Raw genomic sequence first — 16,991 nt, forward strand, 5'->3', positions numbered from 1 at the left:
CTCGCTCGGGGTATACTTTCGACTATATACGGTTCTAATGTGCATGCATTGGGCCTATTTGTCGGATTATGGATGTGGAGCGCACATGGCGAACACCCAGAACTATATTAACCACCTGCTGCAGAACACCGGCATTACGCCGGCATGCAGCGAAGAAGAGCGCTTGGCTGCCGAGGATATCGCTCAGATCTTCCGCAACCACGGCTTTGATCCCGAGGTTCAGGAGTTCAATGCCCCGGCGCCCAGTAGGCTGGCATTTGCCGTTACCGGTATTCTTGCGTTTGCCGGCGCCCTGCTGATGGGCATCGGCGGCGGTATCGGCTTGGTCGGCACCTTGCTGGCTATTGTCGGCGCCGTTCTTTACGTGCTCGAGCGCACGGGTCACCCCGTGGTTTCGCGTCTGGGCAAGACGGGCGTGAGCCAAAATGTCATCGCCTACCACAAGGCCTCGGGTCCGCTCGCGTCTCCGCGCAACCGCCCAGTGGTCGTTGTCGCACACTACGACTCTCCCCGTGCTGAGCTGCTCGCCCGCGAGCCCTATGCTTCGTATCGTGCGCTCATCGCCAAGCTGTTGCCCGTTGCCACGGTTGCCCCTGCTGCCGTTGCCATCCTGCGTATCCTGCCGCTCCCCGGCGCGCTAAAGGTTCTGCTGTGGATTGTCGCGATCCTCGCTTCCCTCGTTGCACTTGTCAACGCGGCAAACATCATCTCTAACCGCCACATTCTTCCCTATACGTCCGGCGCGGTGTGCAACAAGTCTTCTGTCGCCGCTATGCTCGGCGTTATGGACAACGTCGCTCCCTTCCAGGGCGAAAACGAGTTTCCCGACGATGTTCCGTTCGATACCTATTTCGGGGAGCAGAAACGTCGTGCCGAGGAAATGGCGCGCGCAGCGGCGGAGTATGCCGCGGCCCAGCAGCAAAACGACTACGGCAACACCATCGAGTATGAAGAGCCTACCTACGCCGAGGACGAGTTCGGTCAGCCGATTGCTCCCGACGCTCAAACCGAGCCCGAACAGGGCGAGGCTTTCGACGAGCAGATCGAGGGCTTTGAGGGTGCGTCTGCCGACGAGACGCTGATTGGCGCCATCGTGCCCGAGGACCAGAATCAGGCTGTCCAGGCCGAAGAGCCCAATGACGAGGTTCCCGCTGCCGAGCCGGCGGAGGAGCCTGCCGCGGCCGAGCCCAAGCTCTATCGCAATGCCGCCGGCAACATCCGCTTTGGTTCGGATGCCATCCGTGCGCTCGGAATGCTTCCCGAGTCCTGCACGCTCGATTACGAGGAGGGCGAGGAGCCGACGTTTGAGCCCGAGTCTGCCCCCGTCGTCACCGTGGATGATGAGTCTGCCGCGGTTACCGCTGCCGTTGCCGAGCCCGAGGCGGTGTCCGCGATCGATCCCGCGGCAGGACTGGACATTTTGGCTCCCGCCGCGCCGGCGCAAGACGTTGCGGACGAGTCTGACGACGATTACGTTGAACAGCCGAGGCGCGTGTCTTACGAGAGCGATACTGATTTCTCGGCCGAGATTCCCGCGGCAACGCCCCATGCCGACATTGCATCGGCGTTCTCGTCGATTGGCGCCAGCGCTTCCAACTTCTTTAAGGGTGCGCTTGCAAAGGGCAAGAAATTTGTCGACGATTTCGAGGAGAAACGCGCTGCCGCACGCGAGGCTGCCGAGCAGGAGGCTATCGCTCAGCAGCAGGCAGCCGAGGCGGCACGCGAGCTCGCAGCGCAAGAGTTCGAGCAGAACGAGGCTATGCAGTCCGTGCCCGTCGACGCCGCCGAAGCTACAACGTCCTTTGAGTCCCAGCAACCGACGTCCGCGGATGTTGTTGAGGCGACGACGTCTTTCGAGGCCCAGCAGCACGTCGATAGCACCATGTCGTTTGATGCCGCGCAGTTCGATTCCACGATAACGTTTGAAAAGCAAGGCACCGCGATTGCCGAGCCCCTTCCTGCTTCCGATGAGCAGGACGACGCGGCAGACGATGACGAGCCCATTGATGCTGCCGAAATTCAGGATGCTGCCGAGGACGAGCCCGTCGAGGCCAACTCTGACGAAGAGCAGTACGCGGCAGCCGAGCAAGATGATTCGACCGAGGTCGAGCAGGAGGAAGTGCCTGCGGTTTCCGAGACTCCCGAGACGGATGAGTCGAGGCCTTACTCCACGCAGATTTTCACCATGCCGACCCCGAGTGGTTCCGGTGCCACGGTTGCCGATGTTGCTCCCACCCAGGACGAAACAGTCGATTCCCTTATGGCCCAGATTTCCTCCCAGGCATCGCCGCGTCCGCAGGTGAATGTTCCCGATCCGGCGTCGGCACCGTCGCCTGCACCTTCCTCGTCTCCGCTGGCTTCGGTCCCCGATCCGTCGCTGCCGTCTATGAAGCAGGCAAACGTTGCGTCTCGCACGTCGCTGTTCGACCTTCCCGACCCCTCCGCACAGGTCAACGACCCCTTTGCTACCGCCCAGGGTCCCGAACCCACATCGGCACCCGTTGTGCCTCCCATGCCCGTTGCGTCGGGCGCGCAGCCGATCGAGACCATTTCGGCTCCCGCCCCGGCGGCACCCAAGTCTCGCAAACGCGGCCTGGGTGGCCTGTTCGGTCGTAAAAGGAAAAACGAGCAGGACAGCATGAGTGATTGGCTGGGCGTCGAAGACGATTACGATGCCAAGAAGTCCGGTCGCGGTATCGGTTCGTGGGATAACTTCGAGGACGATAACGATGGCTGGAAGGGCGGCGCTACGTCTTCCGATGGCGCTTCTTCCGAAGATATGCTCTCGGCTGTCGCCTCTATGGGCGATGATGAGCTGCTCGGTCACGATATCTGGTTTGTGGCAACGGGCGCCTCGGATTGTGATGGCGCCGGCATGAAGGCCTTCTTGGCTTCGCATCGCGATAAACTCCGCGGCGTATTCTTCATCAATCTTGAATCCGTCGGCGCCGGTAGGCTTTCGGTGGTGACGGTCGAGGGCGAACAGCAGCTGCTCAAGGGCGATCGCCGCATCATGAACCTGGTCAGCAAGGTGTGCAAGTCGTTCCATGTCGATTGTGGCGCGCTCGAGATGCCCTATGCCAAGACCGATGCCTATGCCGCGCTCGAGGCGAGCCGCCGAGCCCTCACCATCGCCGGCGTGGACGGCACGCGTCTGGCTTGCGCTCGTACCGAGGACGACCTGCCCCACAATGTCAACCCGACGAACATTGCCACGGTATCCGAGGTCGTGACCGAGGTTATCCGCCGTTCGTAGACGGAGCTCTAAGGAGTCAACGTGTTTTCGTATATTAAGCGCCATTGGCCTGTCTACGTGATTTTGACCTTGATTGCCATTGCGTTAGGATTTGGGGCTGCCTACATCGTGGGTGCAAAGGGCTCGACCCCCGCCTCCGCAATCAGCGAAGAGGTGGAGCAAGAACAGAGTACGGGTGCCGATGGGATTCCTGAGTCCGAGCAGGCAATCGTTGATGGTGGATCTTCGTCTGCAGAGTAGATACGGCGATTTACATGATTGAAAGCGGGCGAGCCAGGGGGACTGGCTCGCCCGCTTTTTCATCGCGCTAGCGCTTCTTTGGGGTCGACCTAAGGCGAGCGAACCATAGGGCTGCGGCACCCGAGGTCAGGAGCGCGGTGATGCAAGCGGCGATGGGAACTGATCCTGTTGCCGGTAGGTCCTGCGGTAGGGTACAGCGTTGAATGACACGGTCCTCGTCATGTGACTCAAGTTTATCGCCGCCGCCGTTGCGGCAAAGATCGACGCGTGCGCTGTTGGTGAGTGCGGTTTGGGGCGTATAAGCCGACGTCGCCTGCATGTGCACGATTGCGCCCCGAGCGTCTGTGCCAAGGATTGCTTTGGCATCGTCAAGGTCGTCGTGCTCATCTTTGAGATCATCGCGGGTCCAAGAATCCGCATCGCTTCGAGTCGTAAAGCCGGCGGCTACCGCACCGTATTCAATGCGAATGCCCGTTACGACGGTATTGGACGCAAGGTCGAGTTCTTTCGCCTCGAGTGTGGTGGATTCCGTGGTCGAGACATCCGCCTTCCAGAGGTGCCAGCCGTCGTAATCGACGAGGCGGCAATCCTCACCCAGACTTTCCCTTACTTCGTCGGACTCAAGCCAAGGATTTTCGTGCCCATCGTCAAGTGTCGCGTTTGCCGGCTCATCGACGTCTGTCGAGTCCAACGGCGTCGTGCGATACCACACGTTGCACAGACCATTGAGGTCGCCGATGGCGACGGGGGTTTCGATTGAGACGAATCTCGCCGTATCGTCCTCGGCACACTCAAGATCATCGGTAATTGTAAACTCATCAACCCAGGTAGTTGAATCGTTTCGAGCGTCGATGGTATAGGAGAAAAGCCCATCCGTATTGGTTTGCATCGCGGCACGGTTTTTACCATCGCCGTTAGCCAACAGGCCCTTTTCGATAGGTTGGACAAGTTCCTGACGCTTGTCGACCTGCCCCTTGATCTCGATGGGCGCATCCTTCATCGCGACGGATTGGACTTCTCCCGTATCCTTTATTTCAAACGTTATCTCCTCGGCAAGGTCATAGGTCCGCGGAGACATCATTTCGCGCAACGAGTAGGTGCCGGGTGCAAGATGTTCGACGCGGTGTGGCTTGTCGGATGAGGTCCAGGAGTCTATTTCGGTTTTATCGGGACCATATAAGGTGAGCCGTGCGCCTTCTACTTCCTGCTCACCGCTTGCATCGACCTTGGAGATATCAACCTTGGTGTAATCGTCGGATACGTTAAGCCGTGCTTCTACAACGGGTGTTTTCTGGTCGGCATAAGTAAGGTCGACAATATGGGTTGTCTGATCGAGCAAGAAGCCTGCCGGCGCTTGAGTCTCGACAACCTCGTAGCGTGCGGTGCCAGATCCCAGTGGGAGGTTGTCCGCGCGTGCTTCTCCAGTTTCATCCGTCGTGACGGTAGCGACAGTCTCACCGTCGAGTGCGGCAATGCTACCGTCGGGGCGCACGATATCACCCGAGGCACGGATCTCAAAGATGGCGCCCGCGAGGCTGCTGCCGTCTACGGCATCGGTTTTAACGATCCTGATATTTCCGGTCGCGGCGCGGTCATAATACGAGGCGATTGCAACGGGCGTTAGGTTCATGTCGGCGGGTATGTTTACCTCGATTTCTTCGCTGACAAGATAGGGCTCTTTGGCCGAGGTTTCGCGTACATAATAGGTGCCCGGCACGAGCGATTCGGGCAGTGTGACGGTCCCGGTCGCGTCAGTCGTAAAGGTGTCCATTACGTTATGTGCTGGATACCAGCAAGTTTGTGAGACAGGTTCGTGATTGCTGTCGAGGAGTTGGAAGGTGAATCCGGCTAGGGGAACAGAAGCGCCTGTTTGGGCATCGCGTTTTACAATCTGGAGATGCGTCGACAGAGCGTGGTTGTCCACGATATATTGAAGCTCGGCGCCGTCGGAAATCTGATTTGCCCCGACGGTCCATTCCCCTGCACGTTTAAAACCCTCGGGGACGGTTTCCGGAACCTCGCGAACCGTGTAGCCGGCACGGTCGTATGGGACGGCTCCGTGGACACCGGCGAGTCGCTTGCCTGTGCCGAACCATGCTTCGGGCTGATCTTCGGTGGAGGCAAAGCCATAGATGTTTGTGGTCAGTGTGCCAACAACCTGCTGAGAGCTGTTGCTGACAACCTCAAAGACAACACCACCCGCCGGCTGCTCCAGGCCGGATTGGTCGCTATTGCCGTAATCCTTGAATTTGGAAATCTCAAGGTTAAACGCAATGGGGATATCGGAAACGCGAGATTCGATCTCGACCACGCCTGAATCGCCGAGCTGGTCGGCTCCAACGGTATAGGTCCAGCTGTCGTTGGATGGCAGGTAGCCCTCGGGGGCTTTTGATTCGTAGATGGAAAAGGTTCCTAAGGGGACATCGGCGAGGGTGGCCCGACCGCTTTCGTCGGTCGTGAGGATTTGTGCCCATCCAGGGGTTGATTGCGACACACACGTGAACTCTGCTCCTGCGAGCGAAGCTCCCACCTGGGGGCCGGCATTCGTCGCGGCATCGAGTTTTACGATACGCAGGTTGATGGTGCCGGGCTGTTCATCAATGGCGACCCGCCCGCCGTCATTCCCCGTGGTAAAGGCAATACGATCGTGGCGGGGGACATAGCCGGCCGGCGCCTTCGTTTCAACTAGGTAGTATGCCGTGTTGGGCAGAAGTGTTGCTTGCGCTCGACCGTTGCTGTCCATCTTGATGGTGCCGACACGCGCGCCGCTGGCGCTCTCAAAAATATCGAATGTTGCCCCGGTAAACTGATAGGTATTGTTTCCGCTGGTAATAACGGTGTTAGCAGACTGCTTTTGGAAGGAAACAGACACCGCCGGCAGTACATAGAGCATGTCTTGACGTTTGCTGCCGCCCGATACGGCCCCTAGATAGCGTCGCGCGCGGTGCGGAGCGGCTTTGATGCTTCCTGATTTTGCGCTGTCGTGGAGCCACCGCGCAGCCGCCACGACTTCATTGTCGGCGGTAAAGTGTCCGCTCTTGGTTTTACCCTGAGCGGTCGTGTAGGAGTAGGTGCCGTCGACATGGGTAGTGCCGTTGAGCATCCATACGGCAAGCTGGGTGGCGGCGCGGGCGCGATCGGGTGAAAGATGGTAACCGCCAAACGACGTGGTGGTGGGATATCCGTGACAAACGATTGCCGCGAACTCGTCGTCGAGCCACACCCAGCCTTGATCAAAGTTGAGCCATGGGCCGCCCGGTTTGGTGGGGCCGGGGCGCTCCTGGTTCATGCAGTAGGCAATCGAGGTGTCTTGAGCTTCATACTTGCCGATGAAGAAGGGCCCACAATCATCGCTAATAGTGCGGAAGCCGAGCTGGTCGTAGCCATCGACGGCAAATGCGGCTCCTGGTGCCAGGTAGCCGAAAAGCAGGAAGAGGAGCAGGAGCAGCGGACCTGTTGCGATTGCGCTGTGGACAGAGTGCGTGGGTGCGTTGGACATGGCTGCTCCTTATCCCTCGTGCGCCGCATGGGGAGGTTGCGACGCGTAGGATGAGGCTACCCCCGAGGTTCATGCGGGTAAGTACCGGAGCCTGACCAAAAGCTTGCCCGATTTCTGACAAATCGAGCTCAAATACAACAATCAGATAAAAGTGCAGGTAGAAGATGGTAAGAAAAGAAAGACAAAGGTCCTCATCTCCACAATTGGCGCGATTTTCAAACGATTCTCCACAGCTAAAACAAGCATCGACACCCTTGTATCGAACAAGACAACCGCGTTATACTAGCCAACACACAAGCGGGCATCGCCAAGTGGTAAGGCATCAGCTTCCCAAGCTGACACTCGCGGGTTCGAGTCCCGTTGCCCGCTCCAGTTAAGAGCACAAGCACGGCACCATCACGGTGCCGTGCTTTTTTCAATAAAGTGCCGGGACTCGAACCCGACAGGGTGCGAGCGTTAAGCAAACGCGAAGCGTTTGTAGCGAGCAGGCGCAGGCGCCGACAGGCGCCTGAAGCCGGTGCGGATTTGCGAAGCAAATACGCGGACGTCCCGTTGCCCGCTCCATGGAGCAAGGAAGATTTCGGGAATGGTAGATTCGGCCTGCTTTGCCCCCGCACTTCCCCGGGTCTCGGTATGCCACCGCAGCCGGTGCGGATTTGCGAAGCAAATACGCGGGCGTCCCGTTGCCCGCTCCAATCCCAAAATGTTAGGTTAATGCCTGCTGCCCATACTTGCACCTGCGCACGGTACAATGGTTGGGTTACGACCAACGTGCCAATAACCAAAAAGGAGCCGCTATGATCGATCGCTATACCCGCCCGGAGATGGGACACATTTTCTCCCTCGAGAACAAGTACGCCATTTGGCAGGAAATCGAGGTTCTGGCCTGCGAGGCCCAGGCGGAGCTCGGCAAGATCGGTATTTCCAAAGACGAGGCCCAGTGGATCCGCGACCATGCCAACTTTGAGAAGGCGAAGGTCGATGAGATCGAGGAAGTCACGCGCCACGACGTCATTGCCTTCCTGACCAACATGAAGGAATACATCGATGCCGATGTTCCCGAGGGCGACCCCAAGCCCAGCCGCTGGGTTCACTATGGCATGACCAGCTCCGATCTGGGCGACACGGCCCTGTGCTACCAGCTCACCCAGGCCTGCGACCTGATCATCGAGGACGTCAAGAAACTCGGCGAGATCTGCAAGCGTCGTGCCTTCGAGGAGCGCAACACGCTCTGCGCCGGCCGTACTCATGGCATCCATGCCGAGCCGATGACCTTTGGCATGAAGTTTGGCTCTTGGGCCTGGGAGCTCAAGCGCGATCTGGACCGTCTTGAGGACGCCCGCAAGAATGTTGCCTTCGGTGCTATCTCGGGCGCTGTCGGCACGTACAGCTCCATCGAGCCGTTTGTCGAGGAATATGTCTGCGAGCACCTGGGCCTGGTTCACGACCCGCTGTCCACGCAGGTTATTAGCCGCGATCATCACGCCTACCTCGCCGGCGTTCTCGCCACCACCGCGGCCACCTGTGAGCGCATCGCTACCGAGGTTCGCAATCTGCAGAAGACCGATACACTCGAGGCCGAGGAACCGTTCCGTAAGGGTCAAAAGGGCAGCTCCGCCATGCCGCACAAGCGCAACCCCATCACCATGGAGAAGGTCTGCGGCCTGTCGCGCGTCGTGAAGGCCAACGCGCAGGTTGCCTTCGACAACGTCGCCCTGTGGCACGAGCGTGACATTTCGCACTCCTCTGCCGAGCGCGTCGCCCAGGCCGACAGCTTCATCGCCCTCGACCACATGTTCCAGTGCCTCATTCGCGTTATCGACGGCCTGCAGCTGTACCCTGCCCGCATGATGGCCAACCTCAATAAGACCCGCGGCCTCATCTTCTCCTCCAAGGTGCTGCTCGCCCTCGTCGATACGGGCATCACCCGCGAGGACGCGTACGCCATTGTGCAGGAGAACGCCATGGCAACCTGGCACGAGGTACAGGATTGTGTCTCCGGCCCCACCTTTAAGGAGCGTCTCGAGGCCGACCCGCGCTGCACCGTCAGCCAGGAGAAGCTCGACGAGATCTTTGATCCATGGGACTTCCTCACCCGTATCGACACGGTCTTTGATCGTCTGGAGCAGCTGAGCTTCGAGTAGGTTCGGGCATAACGTTAGCTTTTTAGGGCGCTTTGCTGGTAATGTGTGTTGCCGGCAAAGCGCCTCGTTGCATTTAGGGAAAGACGGGGATAATAGTCGTCTCGAATAACATTCTGAGAGGGGATCGCATGATTTCGTTTGATTACAAGCCTCAGGGCGTGTGTGCTCGCAATATTCACCTTGACCTTTCCGATGACGGCAACAAGGTGATAGGCGTTGAGTTTACCGGTGGCTGCGACGGCAATCTCAAGGCAATCTCCAAGCTGGTCGAGGGCGCTCCTGCCGATCGCGTAATCGAGGTTCTCGCCGGTAATACCTGCGGTATGAAAAAGACCTCCTGCGCCGACCAGCTTACGCGCGCCATCGAGGCCGCTCGCGCCGAGATCGCCTAATGGGTATCGCCGATCACATCAAGAACGGAATATCGCGTCGCGGCTTTGTACTCGGTGGGGCTGCCGCGGGCGCTGCCACGGTGCTTGCCGGATGCTCGAAAAAAACGGGCACCAGCGATGATGCCGCCGGCGAGCCGCAGGTTATCAAGGATGATTCCAAAATCATCTCGATTACGGATGAGTACGAGGCAGTCGACATCGATCTTGAGCCGGCGGCGTCATGGACGCTGCCTCTGGGTACGCTGCTGTACTACTGCGACGGCGATTACGCCGCGGCGATGATGGCGCCCGCATCGGCACTGCACGCCAACACACTCGGTGTGCTCAACCTGGGCGATGGCTCGCTAACCACATTAATCGAGGATCCTATCGAGGGCACGGGATACGCATTCTACGATGTCCGTGCCGGCGACGGCGTATTCGCGTGGGTTGAGATGAACTTTGCCAATTCATCGTGGAAGCTCTACGCTCAAAATCTGTCGGGCGCTTCGCTCTCTGGCGATGTGGTTGAGCTCGATCGAGGTGGCAAGGACTATGATCCGCCCCTGTTTACGGCGTTCGGGTCATCGGTTATCTGGTATAAAATGCCTTCGGCAGGCGGCAATAAAACGAGTAGTGATTCGTTTTGCTATCGTCGCTCGCTTGATGAATCCAAGGCCGAGATAATTTGGAAATCGACGGGTCGCTTTGCATCGGCCCCGCGCGCGAGCGACGGCATTTTGACCATCTCGCCGCGTGTCCGCAACGACGAGGGCGTCTACTACGGCATAACGGCAATCGATCTGACCGACGGCAACAACACCAAACGTGCCCAGCTAGTTCTTCCCTCGTCAGTCTCGCCTTTCGAGGCCGTATATATGGGCGATACCTTCGTGTTTTCTATCGAGGCGGCCTATAGTGGCGTGGGCAGCCTGGGCAACATGGGCACGTATATCGGTAATGAGGGAGGGCCGTATCTCTTCCTGTCCCGCGAGCCGCTTGCATGTGCGGCTGGCAAGAAGAATAAATACCTTGTTAAGGTACAGGCGTCGCATTTCCTGATCGACACCTCTGCCAAGACCTATGGCTCGCTGCTGTCGCCCGACCGCGCTTTGGAGTATGGCGATTATCCAGCTACGGCGGGAAAGTCGGACTCATTCCTTACGTACGCCACGGTGCGCAACAGCCAGGGTATACCAGAGACAGTCACTGCACGCCTATTCTCTCTTTAAGCTTAGAGGGGTTAAAAAGGCGCCAACAGGGGAATAAACGCGTTGTAATTGTGAGTACCGCCCGCCGAGCTGCCGCGTCATAGCGGCATCTGGCGGGCTCAGGTGCGTTAAAATGGGCTTGTTCTTAGCTAATTGAGACAGGGGGGCCGTGTTATGGCTTCAGATGCAAAAAAGATTCTGCTGGTCGAGGATGAGAAGGCAATCCGTGACGCCGTCGCTGCCTATCTCGAGCGCGAAGGCTACTGGGTTGTGGGCGTCGGCGACGGCCAGTCCGCGATCGAGGAGTTCGAGAAGCATCAGTTCGACCTGGTCGTGCTCGACCTTATGCTCCCCAAGATCCCCGGCGAGCGCGTTTGCCGCACCATTCGCGATACCTCGGATGTCCCCATCATCATGCTGACGGCTAAGGGCGAGATCGAGGACCGTATTATCGGTCTTGAGCTCGGCGCCGACGACTATCTGATTAAGCCGTTCTCGCCGCGCGAGCTCGTCGCCCGCGTTCGCGCTCTGTTCCGCCGTGCCCATCAGGCCGACGAGCCCGCCGTCGAGGTACTCGACTTCGGCGATCTGGTCATCGATATCTCGGGCCACAAGATCTTGGTCGAGGGCAAGGAAGTCGATCTGACGGCTTCCGAGTTCAAGCTGCTCACCACGCTTGCCCGCCATCCCGGCCGTGTGTATAACCGCATGGAGCTGGTCGAGAAAGTGCTCGGGTATGACTTTGAGGGCTATGAGCGCACCATCGATAGCCACGTGAAGAATCTTCGCGCCAAGCTGGGCGATGATCCCAAGAAGCCCAAGTGGCTCTACACCGTCCATGGTGTCGGCTATCGCTTCGAGGCTCCGGCCAAGACCGATAAGTCGGACGAGAAATAGGGAAATCACATATGACACCTGCGCGCTTTGAAATCGGACAAAAGCACAAGCAGGAGAGCGAGGCGGGTTCCAAGGCTAGTTGGAACACGCCTCGTTCCGATTCACGGCCAACGATGAGCTATCCCTCGCGCATGGCACTTGCTTTTGCTCTGACATCGCTCATGACAGTATTGGTGCTGGTGGGCGTTGTCTCTGTTGTGTGGGGCACAGTCTTTTCGGATTACACACGCTCCAATATCGTCGAAATCGCAAATTCCGCTGCCGAGAAGTTGGCGACCTCATATGAGGAAAACGGCTCTTGGACCGCGGGAGAACTGCGCACGGTCGCAACGTCGAGTTTGGTTTCCGACGATCTGGGCATGCAGGTCGTCAATAAAAAGGGCGTGATCGTTTATGACGATTCCTGGCCCTCGGCAAGCGCCACCGCCGATGTACGCGAAAACCAGGCTACGACCGACGACACGAGCGGCAAGAGGGCATCGCATAGCCCGGTCTCGTCTGCTCCAACCGACTCCGATAGCGTTGCTAACGTCGAGATTGTAACGTCTTCCGGCGAGCATGTCGGACAGGTAAAGCTGTGGGCCATCGGCTCCGACGCTCTGCTCACCAAGGCGGACTCTGCGTTTAGGGAGAAGACCTTTAACGCCATGGCCCTCGCCGCGGTTGTTGCAATCTGCATTTCGGTCGTTATCGGATCGCTCGTGTCGCGCATGCTCACCAAGCCGATTCATCGCATCACCAGTACCGCAAAGCAAATCCGTGACGGCGACCTGTCGGCTCGCACGGGACTGCGCGGTGATGACGAGATCGATCAGCTGGGTGAGACCTTCGATGAGATGGCCACTTCGCTCGAGAAGGATATGAAACACGAGAAGCGCCTGACCTCAGACGTTGCACATGAGCTTCGCACGCCGCTTATGGCCATGCTCGCAACGGTCGAGGCCATGCAGGATGGCGTGTATCCCACCGACGATGAGCATTTGGAGACCGTTGCTTCCGAGACGCGCCGCCTGGCTCGTCTGGTGCAGCAGATGCTCGACCTGTCGCGCATGGAAAACAGCACGGCTCCGCTCAACCTTGAGCCGGTGGACATGGTTCCTTTCGTGCGTTCCATCGTCAATGCCCAGGAGCGCCTGTTTGTCGACCGCGATCTGCGCCTGCGTTTTGCGGACGAGACCCAGGGTCACGACGATGTCGTCGAGGCCGATCCCGACATGATCACGCAATGTGTTATCAACCTCATGAGCAACGCCATGCGCTACACCCCCGAGGGCGGTTGGGTCGTGGTGTCGGTGCTCAGTGACCGCAAGCACGTCAGCATTGCCGTTTCTGATACCGGCATCGGTATTGCCAAGGACGATTTGTCGCGCATCTTCGGGCGGTTTTGGCGCGCCGATGCCAGCCGCGCCCGCGAAGCTGGCGGCCTGGGCGTTGGCCTCGCCGTGACCAAGCAGATCGTCGAGCGTCACCATGGCTACATATCCGTGGAGTCGGAGCTTGGAAAGGGTACGACTTTTACAATTCATCTGCCCCGCGAGCACACGGCAGACGCGGCATCTACTACAATGGAGCACTAGCTTTTCGCTATTCGGTGAAGGAGGGGCCGCGTCCCTGCCGCTCCGAGTTTGCGAAAACATGCGGGAAAGAACCCGCATTTCTGTCGTATTTAGGTAAGGAGTGACTCACGTGACAACGATGGAGCGTCGTCCGGATTCCCGTGGCAAGGTTCGTGATATTTACGATGCCGGTGACAACCTGCTGATGGTCGCCACCGACCGCATTTCTGCGTTCGACTTCATTCTTCCCGACGAGATTCCGTTTAAGGGAGAGGTACTCAATCGCATCTCGGCATTCTGGTTCGATAAGTTTGCCGACATCGTCCCCAACCATCTCGTTTCCATCGACCCGGCGGAGTTCCCCGAGGAGTTTGCTGAGTATCGTGACTACCTCGCTGGCCGCGCCATGCTGGTTAAGAAGGCCCAGACGATTCCTATCGAGTGCATCGTCCGCGGCTATCTGACCGGTTCGGGCAAGAAGACCTACGACGAGAACGGCACCGTCTGCGGCATCCAGCTGCCTGAGGGCCTGACCGAGGCTTCCAAGCTTCCTGAGCCGCTGTTCACGCCGTCCACGAAGGCCGAGATCGGTGACCACGACGAGAACATCTCGTTCGAGCGTTGCTGCGAGATCGTGGGCGAGGACATCGCCACGCAGATTCGTGACCTTTCCCTCAAGATCTACAAGGCTGCCGCCGAGTACGCCGCGACCCGTGGCATCATCATTGCCGACACCAAGTTCGAGTTTGGTGTTATTGATGGCAAGGTCACGCTGATCGACGAGTGTCTCACGCCCGACTCCAGCCGTTTCTGGCCTGCTGCCAGCTACGAGGAGGGCAAGATCCAGCCTAGCTACGACAAGCAATTCGTCCGCAATTGGCTCAAGGCCAACTGGGATATGACGGGGGAGACCCCGCACCTGCCCGCCGAGGTCATCGATGGCACGTCCGAGCGCTATCGCGAGGCCTTCCAGATCATCACGGGCTCCCAGTTCACAAGCATGAAGGAGAACGCATAAGTGAGTACCCGTAGCGCCACGAACAAGCGCACGCAATCCCACGAAGTTACCGGGGTTGCGCGCAAGTCTGCCGCATCTGCTAAGCCCGCCCGCCAAGCAGCGAGCTCCGTTCGCGTCGTGCCGGCTTCGTCTAAGGCACGCCGCAAAGAGCTCGAGAAGGGCGAGAACCTCGAGGGCCTCTCTAAAGAGGAGAAGCGCGCCCGCAAGGCTAAGCAGCGCGCCAAGGAGGACCGCATCTATACGGTGTCGAATATCCTCCTCAAGCAGGACGAGGACTACACCAAGCGCCGTCGCATCTGGTGGATTGTGCTCGCCATTGGCATGGTGCTCGTCGTGGCAATTTGGGCCTCGCTGTACTTCGCTCCCGCTGGCATGGTGTCCAGCCCTGTCCAGATGGTCGGCATTGTTTTGTCCTACGTCATCATTTTGGGCGACTTTATCTATGACTTCGCTCGTATTCGTCCCTTGCGCAACATGTACCGCGCGCAGGCCGAGGGCATGTCCGAGAACAAGCTCAACGCTCTTATTGAGCGCGCGGCTGCCGAGGAGGACAAGAAGGACTCCAAGAAGAAGTAGCGTTTGCATACATACTTATCGCTAAGATATAAGGCGCGTCGTTTTTGCGGCGCGCCTTTTTACTGTTCTATAGATAGATGGAGTGGCACATGATTCGAGCTGCCCTGACGGTCGAAGAGGCTCTGGAGGGCATGAAGGCCCTGGAGCCCAAGATTAAAAACTACGCGCGCCTGGTCGTCCGCAAGGGCGTAAACGTCAAGCCCGGCCAGGAGGTCGTCGTTCAGTCTCCGGTCGAGTGCGCGCCGTTTGCGCGCGTGGTGGTCGCGGAGGCCTATGCTGCCGGCGCCGGCCACGTGACGGTCATTTGGGCCGATGATGCCGTGACGAGGCTCACGTACGAGCATGTCGAGAAAAGCTATTTTGAGCAGACGCCCGAGTGGAAGCGCATGCAGCTGGATTCCTTGGCCCAGGATGGTGCCTGCTTTGTCTTTATCGAGGGTGCGGATCCTGCGGCCCTCAAGGGCATCGATCCAGCCAAGCCGGCCGCGGCATCAAAGGCGAGGAATACGCAGTGCAAAGTTTTCCGCCGTGGACTGGATTACAACATCAATCCGTGGTGCATCGCCGGCGCTCCGGTCGTGGCTTGGGCGCACGAGGTGTTCCCGGGAGACGCCGATGAGGTTGCAATCTATAAGCTGTGGAATGCGATTCTGCACACCGCGCGCGCCGATGGCCAGGACCCAGAGAGCGACTGGGAACTCCATGACGCCGCATTCGAAAAGAACCTGCGTTTCCTGAACGACAATCGTTTCGACTACCTGCATTACACCGCGGCAAATGGAACCGATCTGACGATTGGCATGACGAAAGGTCACGAGTGGGCCGGCGGCAAGGGCAAGACGCCCGATGGGCACCCCTTCTTCCCCAACATTCCCACCGAGGAAGTCTTCACCTCGCCCGATCGCATGCGTGCCGACGGTATCGTGTACTCGGCCATGCCGCTCATCCATCACGGCAATAAGGTCGAAGATTTTTGGATTAAGTTCGAGGGCGGCCGCGTGGTGGACTACGACGCCCGCGTGGGCAAGGCAACGCTCGCAAGTATCATCGATACTGACGAGGGCGCTGCTCACCTGGGAGAGGTCGCGCTCATTTCCAAGAACACGCCGATCCGCGAAAGTGGTGTTCTGTTCTACGATACGCTCTATGACGAGAACGCTAGCTGCCATCTCGCGCTAGGTGTCGGTTTCCCCGAATGCATCGAGGGTGGGTATGACATGTCCAAGGAGGAGCTTCTGGAGCATGGCGTTAACGTCTCGAGCACGCACGTCGATTTTATGATCGGCACGGACGACATCGATATTGTGGGCATTACGCCTGATGGACGTGAAGTTGTGATTTTCCAGAACGGCCAATGGAGTTGGGAATAGTCCCAGACCGTGGTACAATGCCACCCGCGGGCCGTTAGCTCAGCTGGCAGAGCAGGGGACTTTTAATCCCAAGGTCCAGGGTTCGAACCCCTGACGGCCCACCCAAAGATTGTTGAGACGGTCAACTTCGGTTGGCCGTCTTTTTTGTCGCCCTTTCATGGGTTCGAACCCGTCGGGGCGCGGAGCTGAGTAAACGCGTGAGCGTTTGCCAGCGCAGCGCGCAAGGCGCGAAAGCGCCGCAGCGGCCGCCTGCGAAGCAGGCTGAACCCCTGACGGCCCACCCAAAGATTGTTGAGACGGTCAACTTCGGTTGGCCGTCTTTTTTGTCGCCCTTTCATGGGTTCGAACCCGTCGGGGCGCGGAGCTGAGTAAACGCGTGAGCGTTTGCCAGCGCAGCGCGCAAGGCGCGAAAGCGCCGCAGCGGCCGCCTGCGAAGCAGGCTGAACCCCTGACGGCCCACCCAAAGATTGTTGAGACGGTCAACTCCGGTTGATCGCTTTTTTGTTGCCGGTGCATGGGTTCGAACCCGAACTTCTCTATATATAAGAACGCTTGGCGAACAAAACCAGCCTTTTACCGATGGGAAACAAATAGCTGATGCCTTTGGAGTAAAGTAGCGCTCCAGAGATGACCGATGTCTCAATACTCATAAAACAGCTGGTCATCGCCAATATCAGAAGCCAATGCTTCAGTTTTAACCCCAGTGATGCGACTGAGGGACCTATTCATTTGTGAACAAAATATGGAGTGCGCGATTCCCGCCCACGGGGCCCCTCCGGTCTGGCAATATATCTCCTTGCCGCGCGGCCCGGTCGGACCGGATCAGCCGCGGGGCGTGCACCTTGAGAACCGG

The 16,991-nt window shown here is 58.6% G+C and carries 11 protein-coding genes and 2 tRNA genes; 12 read left to right on the plus strand and 1 reads right to left on the minus strand.

The genetic code is table 11. From position 1 onward, the window contains the following. Positions 1-85: 85 nt before the first annotated feature. Both FGQ67_RS07525 and FGQ67_RS07530 read left to right on the plus strand, forming a co-directional pair. Positions 86-3,256 carry a hypothetical protein gene (locus FGQ67_RS07525; protein ID WP_138341067.1) on the plus strand — a complete coding sequence of 1,057 codons (3,171 nt, stop codon included), beginning with the start codon at positions 86-88 and terminating at the stop codon, positions 3,254-3,256. A gap of 21 nt (positions 3,257-3,277) precedes the next feature. Beyond that, the gene (locus FGQ67_RS07530) at positions 3,278-3,496 is read left to right on the plus strand and encodes a hypothetical protein (RefSeq protein WP_022094153.1); all 219 of its coding nucleotides are present in this window, start codon (positions 3,278-3,280) and stop codon (positions 3,494-3,496) included. 67 nt (positions 3,497-3,563) lie between these two features. Here FGQ67_RS07530 and FGQ67_RS07535 read toward each other — a convergent pair whose 3' ends face one another. Then, on the minus strand, positions 3,564-6,995 hold the full coding sequence (locus FGQ67_RS07535) for a SpaA isopeptide-forming pilin-related protein (protein ID WP_138341069.1): 3,432 nt from the start codon (positions 6,993-6,995) through the stop codon (positions 3,564-3,566). Between the two features lie 297 nt (positions 6,996-7,292). Between FGQ67_RS07535 and FGQ67_RS07540 the strand changes: the two genes are divergently transcribed. The 10 genes from FGQ67_RS07540 to FGQ67_RS07585 all read left to right on the plus strand — a co-directional run bounded on the left by FGQ67_RS07540 (position 7,293) and on the right by FGQ67_RS07585 (position 16,239). Continuing rightward, positions 7,293-7,367, plus strand: a tRNA-Gly gene (locus tag FGQ67_RS07540). Positions 7,368-7,792: 425 nt separating this feature from the next. Further along, positions 7,793-9,139 carry an adenylosuccinate lyase gene (purB, locus tag FGQ67_RS07545; RefSeq protein ID WP_022093797.1) on the plus strand — a complete coding sequence of 449 codons (1,347 nt, stop codon included), beginning with the start codon at positions 7,793-7,795 and terminating at the stop codon, positions 9,137-9,139. Positions 9,140-9,267: 128 nt separating this feature from the next. Further along, positions 9,268-9,531: a TIGR03905 family TSCPD domain-containing protein gene (locus FGQ67_RS07550; RefSeq protein WP_022093796.1), complete on the plus strand. Its 264-nt coding sequence runs from the start codon at positions 9,268-9,270 to the stop codon at positions 9,529-9,531. Continuing rightward, positions 9,531-10,742, plus strand: a complete 1,212-nt coding sequence (locus FGQ67_RS07555) for a twin-arginine translocation signal domain-containing protein (RefSeq protein ID WP_138341070.1) — start codon at positions 9,531-9,533, stop codon at positions 10,740-10,742. The genes FGQ67_RS07550 and FGQ67_RS07555 overlap by 1 nt, the downstream gene beginning before the upstream one ends. Positions 10,743-10,895: 153 nt before the next feature. Then, positions 10,896-11,618, plus strand: a complete 723-nt coding sequence (locus tag FGQ67_RS07560; protein WP_006236208.1) for a response regulator transcription factor — start codon at positions 10,896-10,898, stop codon at positions 11,616-11,618. 11 nt (positions 11,619-11,629) lie between these two features. Then, positions 11,630-13,195 (plus strand): sensor histidine kinase, encoded by a 1,566-nt coding sequence (locus tag FGQ67_RS07565; RefSeq protein ID WP_040360026.1) that lies wholly within the window; start codon positions 11,630-11,632, stop codon positions 13,193-13,195. A gap of 118 nt (positions 13,196-13,313) precedes the next feature. Beyond that, a complete protein-coding gene (locus FGQ67_RS07570) occupies positions 13,314-14,192 on the plus strand; it encodes a phosphoribosylaminoimidazolesuccinocarboxamide synthase (RefSeq protein ID WP_138341079.1) in 879 nt (292 codons plus the stop codon). After that, complete coding sequence (locus FGQ67_RS07575) at positions 14,193-14,768, plus strand: ABC-2 transporter permease (RefSeq protein WP_022093792.1); 576 nt, start codon at positions 14,193-14,195, stop codon at positions 14,766-14,768. Positions 14,769-14,857: 89 nt separating this feature from the next. After that, positions 14,858-16,138 (plus strand): aminopeptidase, encoded by a 1,281-nt coding sequence (locus tag FGQ67_RS07580; protein WP_138341072.1) that lies wholly within the window; start codon positions 14,858-14,860, stop codon positions 16,136-16,138. Between the two features lie 28 nt (positions 16,139-16,166). Further along, positions 16,167-16,239: transfer RNA gene (locus tag FGQ67_RS07585), tRNA-Lys, on the plus strand. Positions 16,240-16,991 lie beyond the last annotated feature (752 nt).

Origin of the sequence: Collinsella aerofaciens (assembly GCF_005845035.1) — a bacterium.
Taxonomy (GTDB): domain Bacteria; phylum Actinomycetota; class Coriobacteriia; order Coriobacteriales; family Coriobacteriaceae; genus Collinsella; species Collinsella aerofaciens_I.

What these genes read in the sequence shown, in the direction of transcription:
- FGQ67_RS07525 (WP_138341067.1), top strand. Translation starts at nt 86, where the DNA reads ATGGCGAACACCCAGAACTATATTAACCACCTGCTGCAGAACACCGGC.
- FGQ67_RS07550 (WP_022093796.1), top strand. Translation starts at nt 9,268, where the DNA reads ATGATTTCGTTTGATTACAAGCCTCAGGGCGTGTGTGCTCGCAATATT.
- FGQ67_RS07580 (WP_138341072.1), top strand. Translation starts at nt 14,858, where the DNA reads ATGATTCGAGCTGCCCTGACGGTCGAAGAGGCTCTGGAGGGCATGAAG.
- FGQ67_RS07560 (WP_006236208.1), top strand. Translation starts at nt 10,896, where the DNA reads ATGGCTTCAGATGCAAAAAAGATTCTGCTGGTCGAGGATGAGAAGGCA.
- FGQ67_RS07555 (WP_138341070.1), top strand. Translation starts at nt 9,531, where the DNA reads ATGGGTATCGCCGATCACATCAAGAACGGAATATCGCGTCGCGGCTTT.
- FGQ67_RS07565 (WP_040360026.1), top strand. Translation starts at nt 11,630, where the DNA reads ATGACACCTGCGCGCTTTGAAATCGGACAAAAGCACAAGCAGGAGAGC.
- FGQ67_RS07570 (WP_138341079.1), top strand. Translation starts at nt 13,314, where the DNA reads ATGGAGCGTCGTCCGGATTCCCGTGGCAAGGTTCGTGATATTTACGAT.
- FGQ67_RS07535 (WP_138341069.1), bottom strand. Translation starts at nt 6,995, where the DNA reads ATGTCCAACGCACCCACGCACTCTGTCCACAGCGCAATCGCAACAGGT.
- purB (WP_022093797.1), top strand. Translation starts at nt 7,793, where the DNA reads ATGATCGATCGCTATACCCGCCCGGAGATGGGACACATTTTCTCCCTC.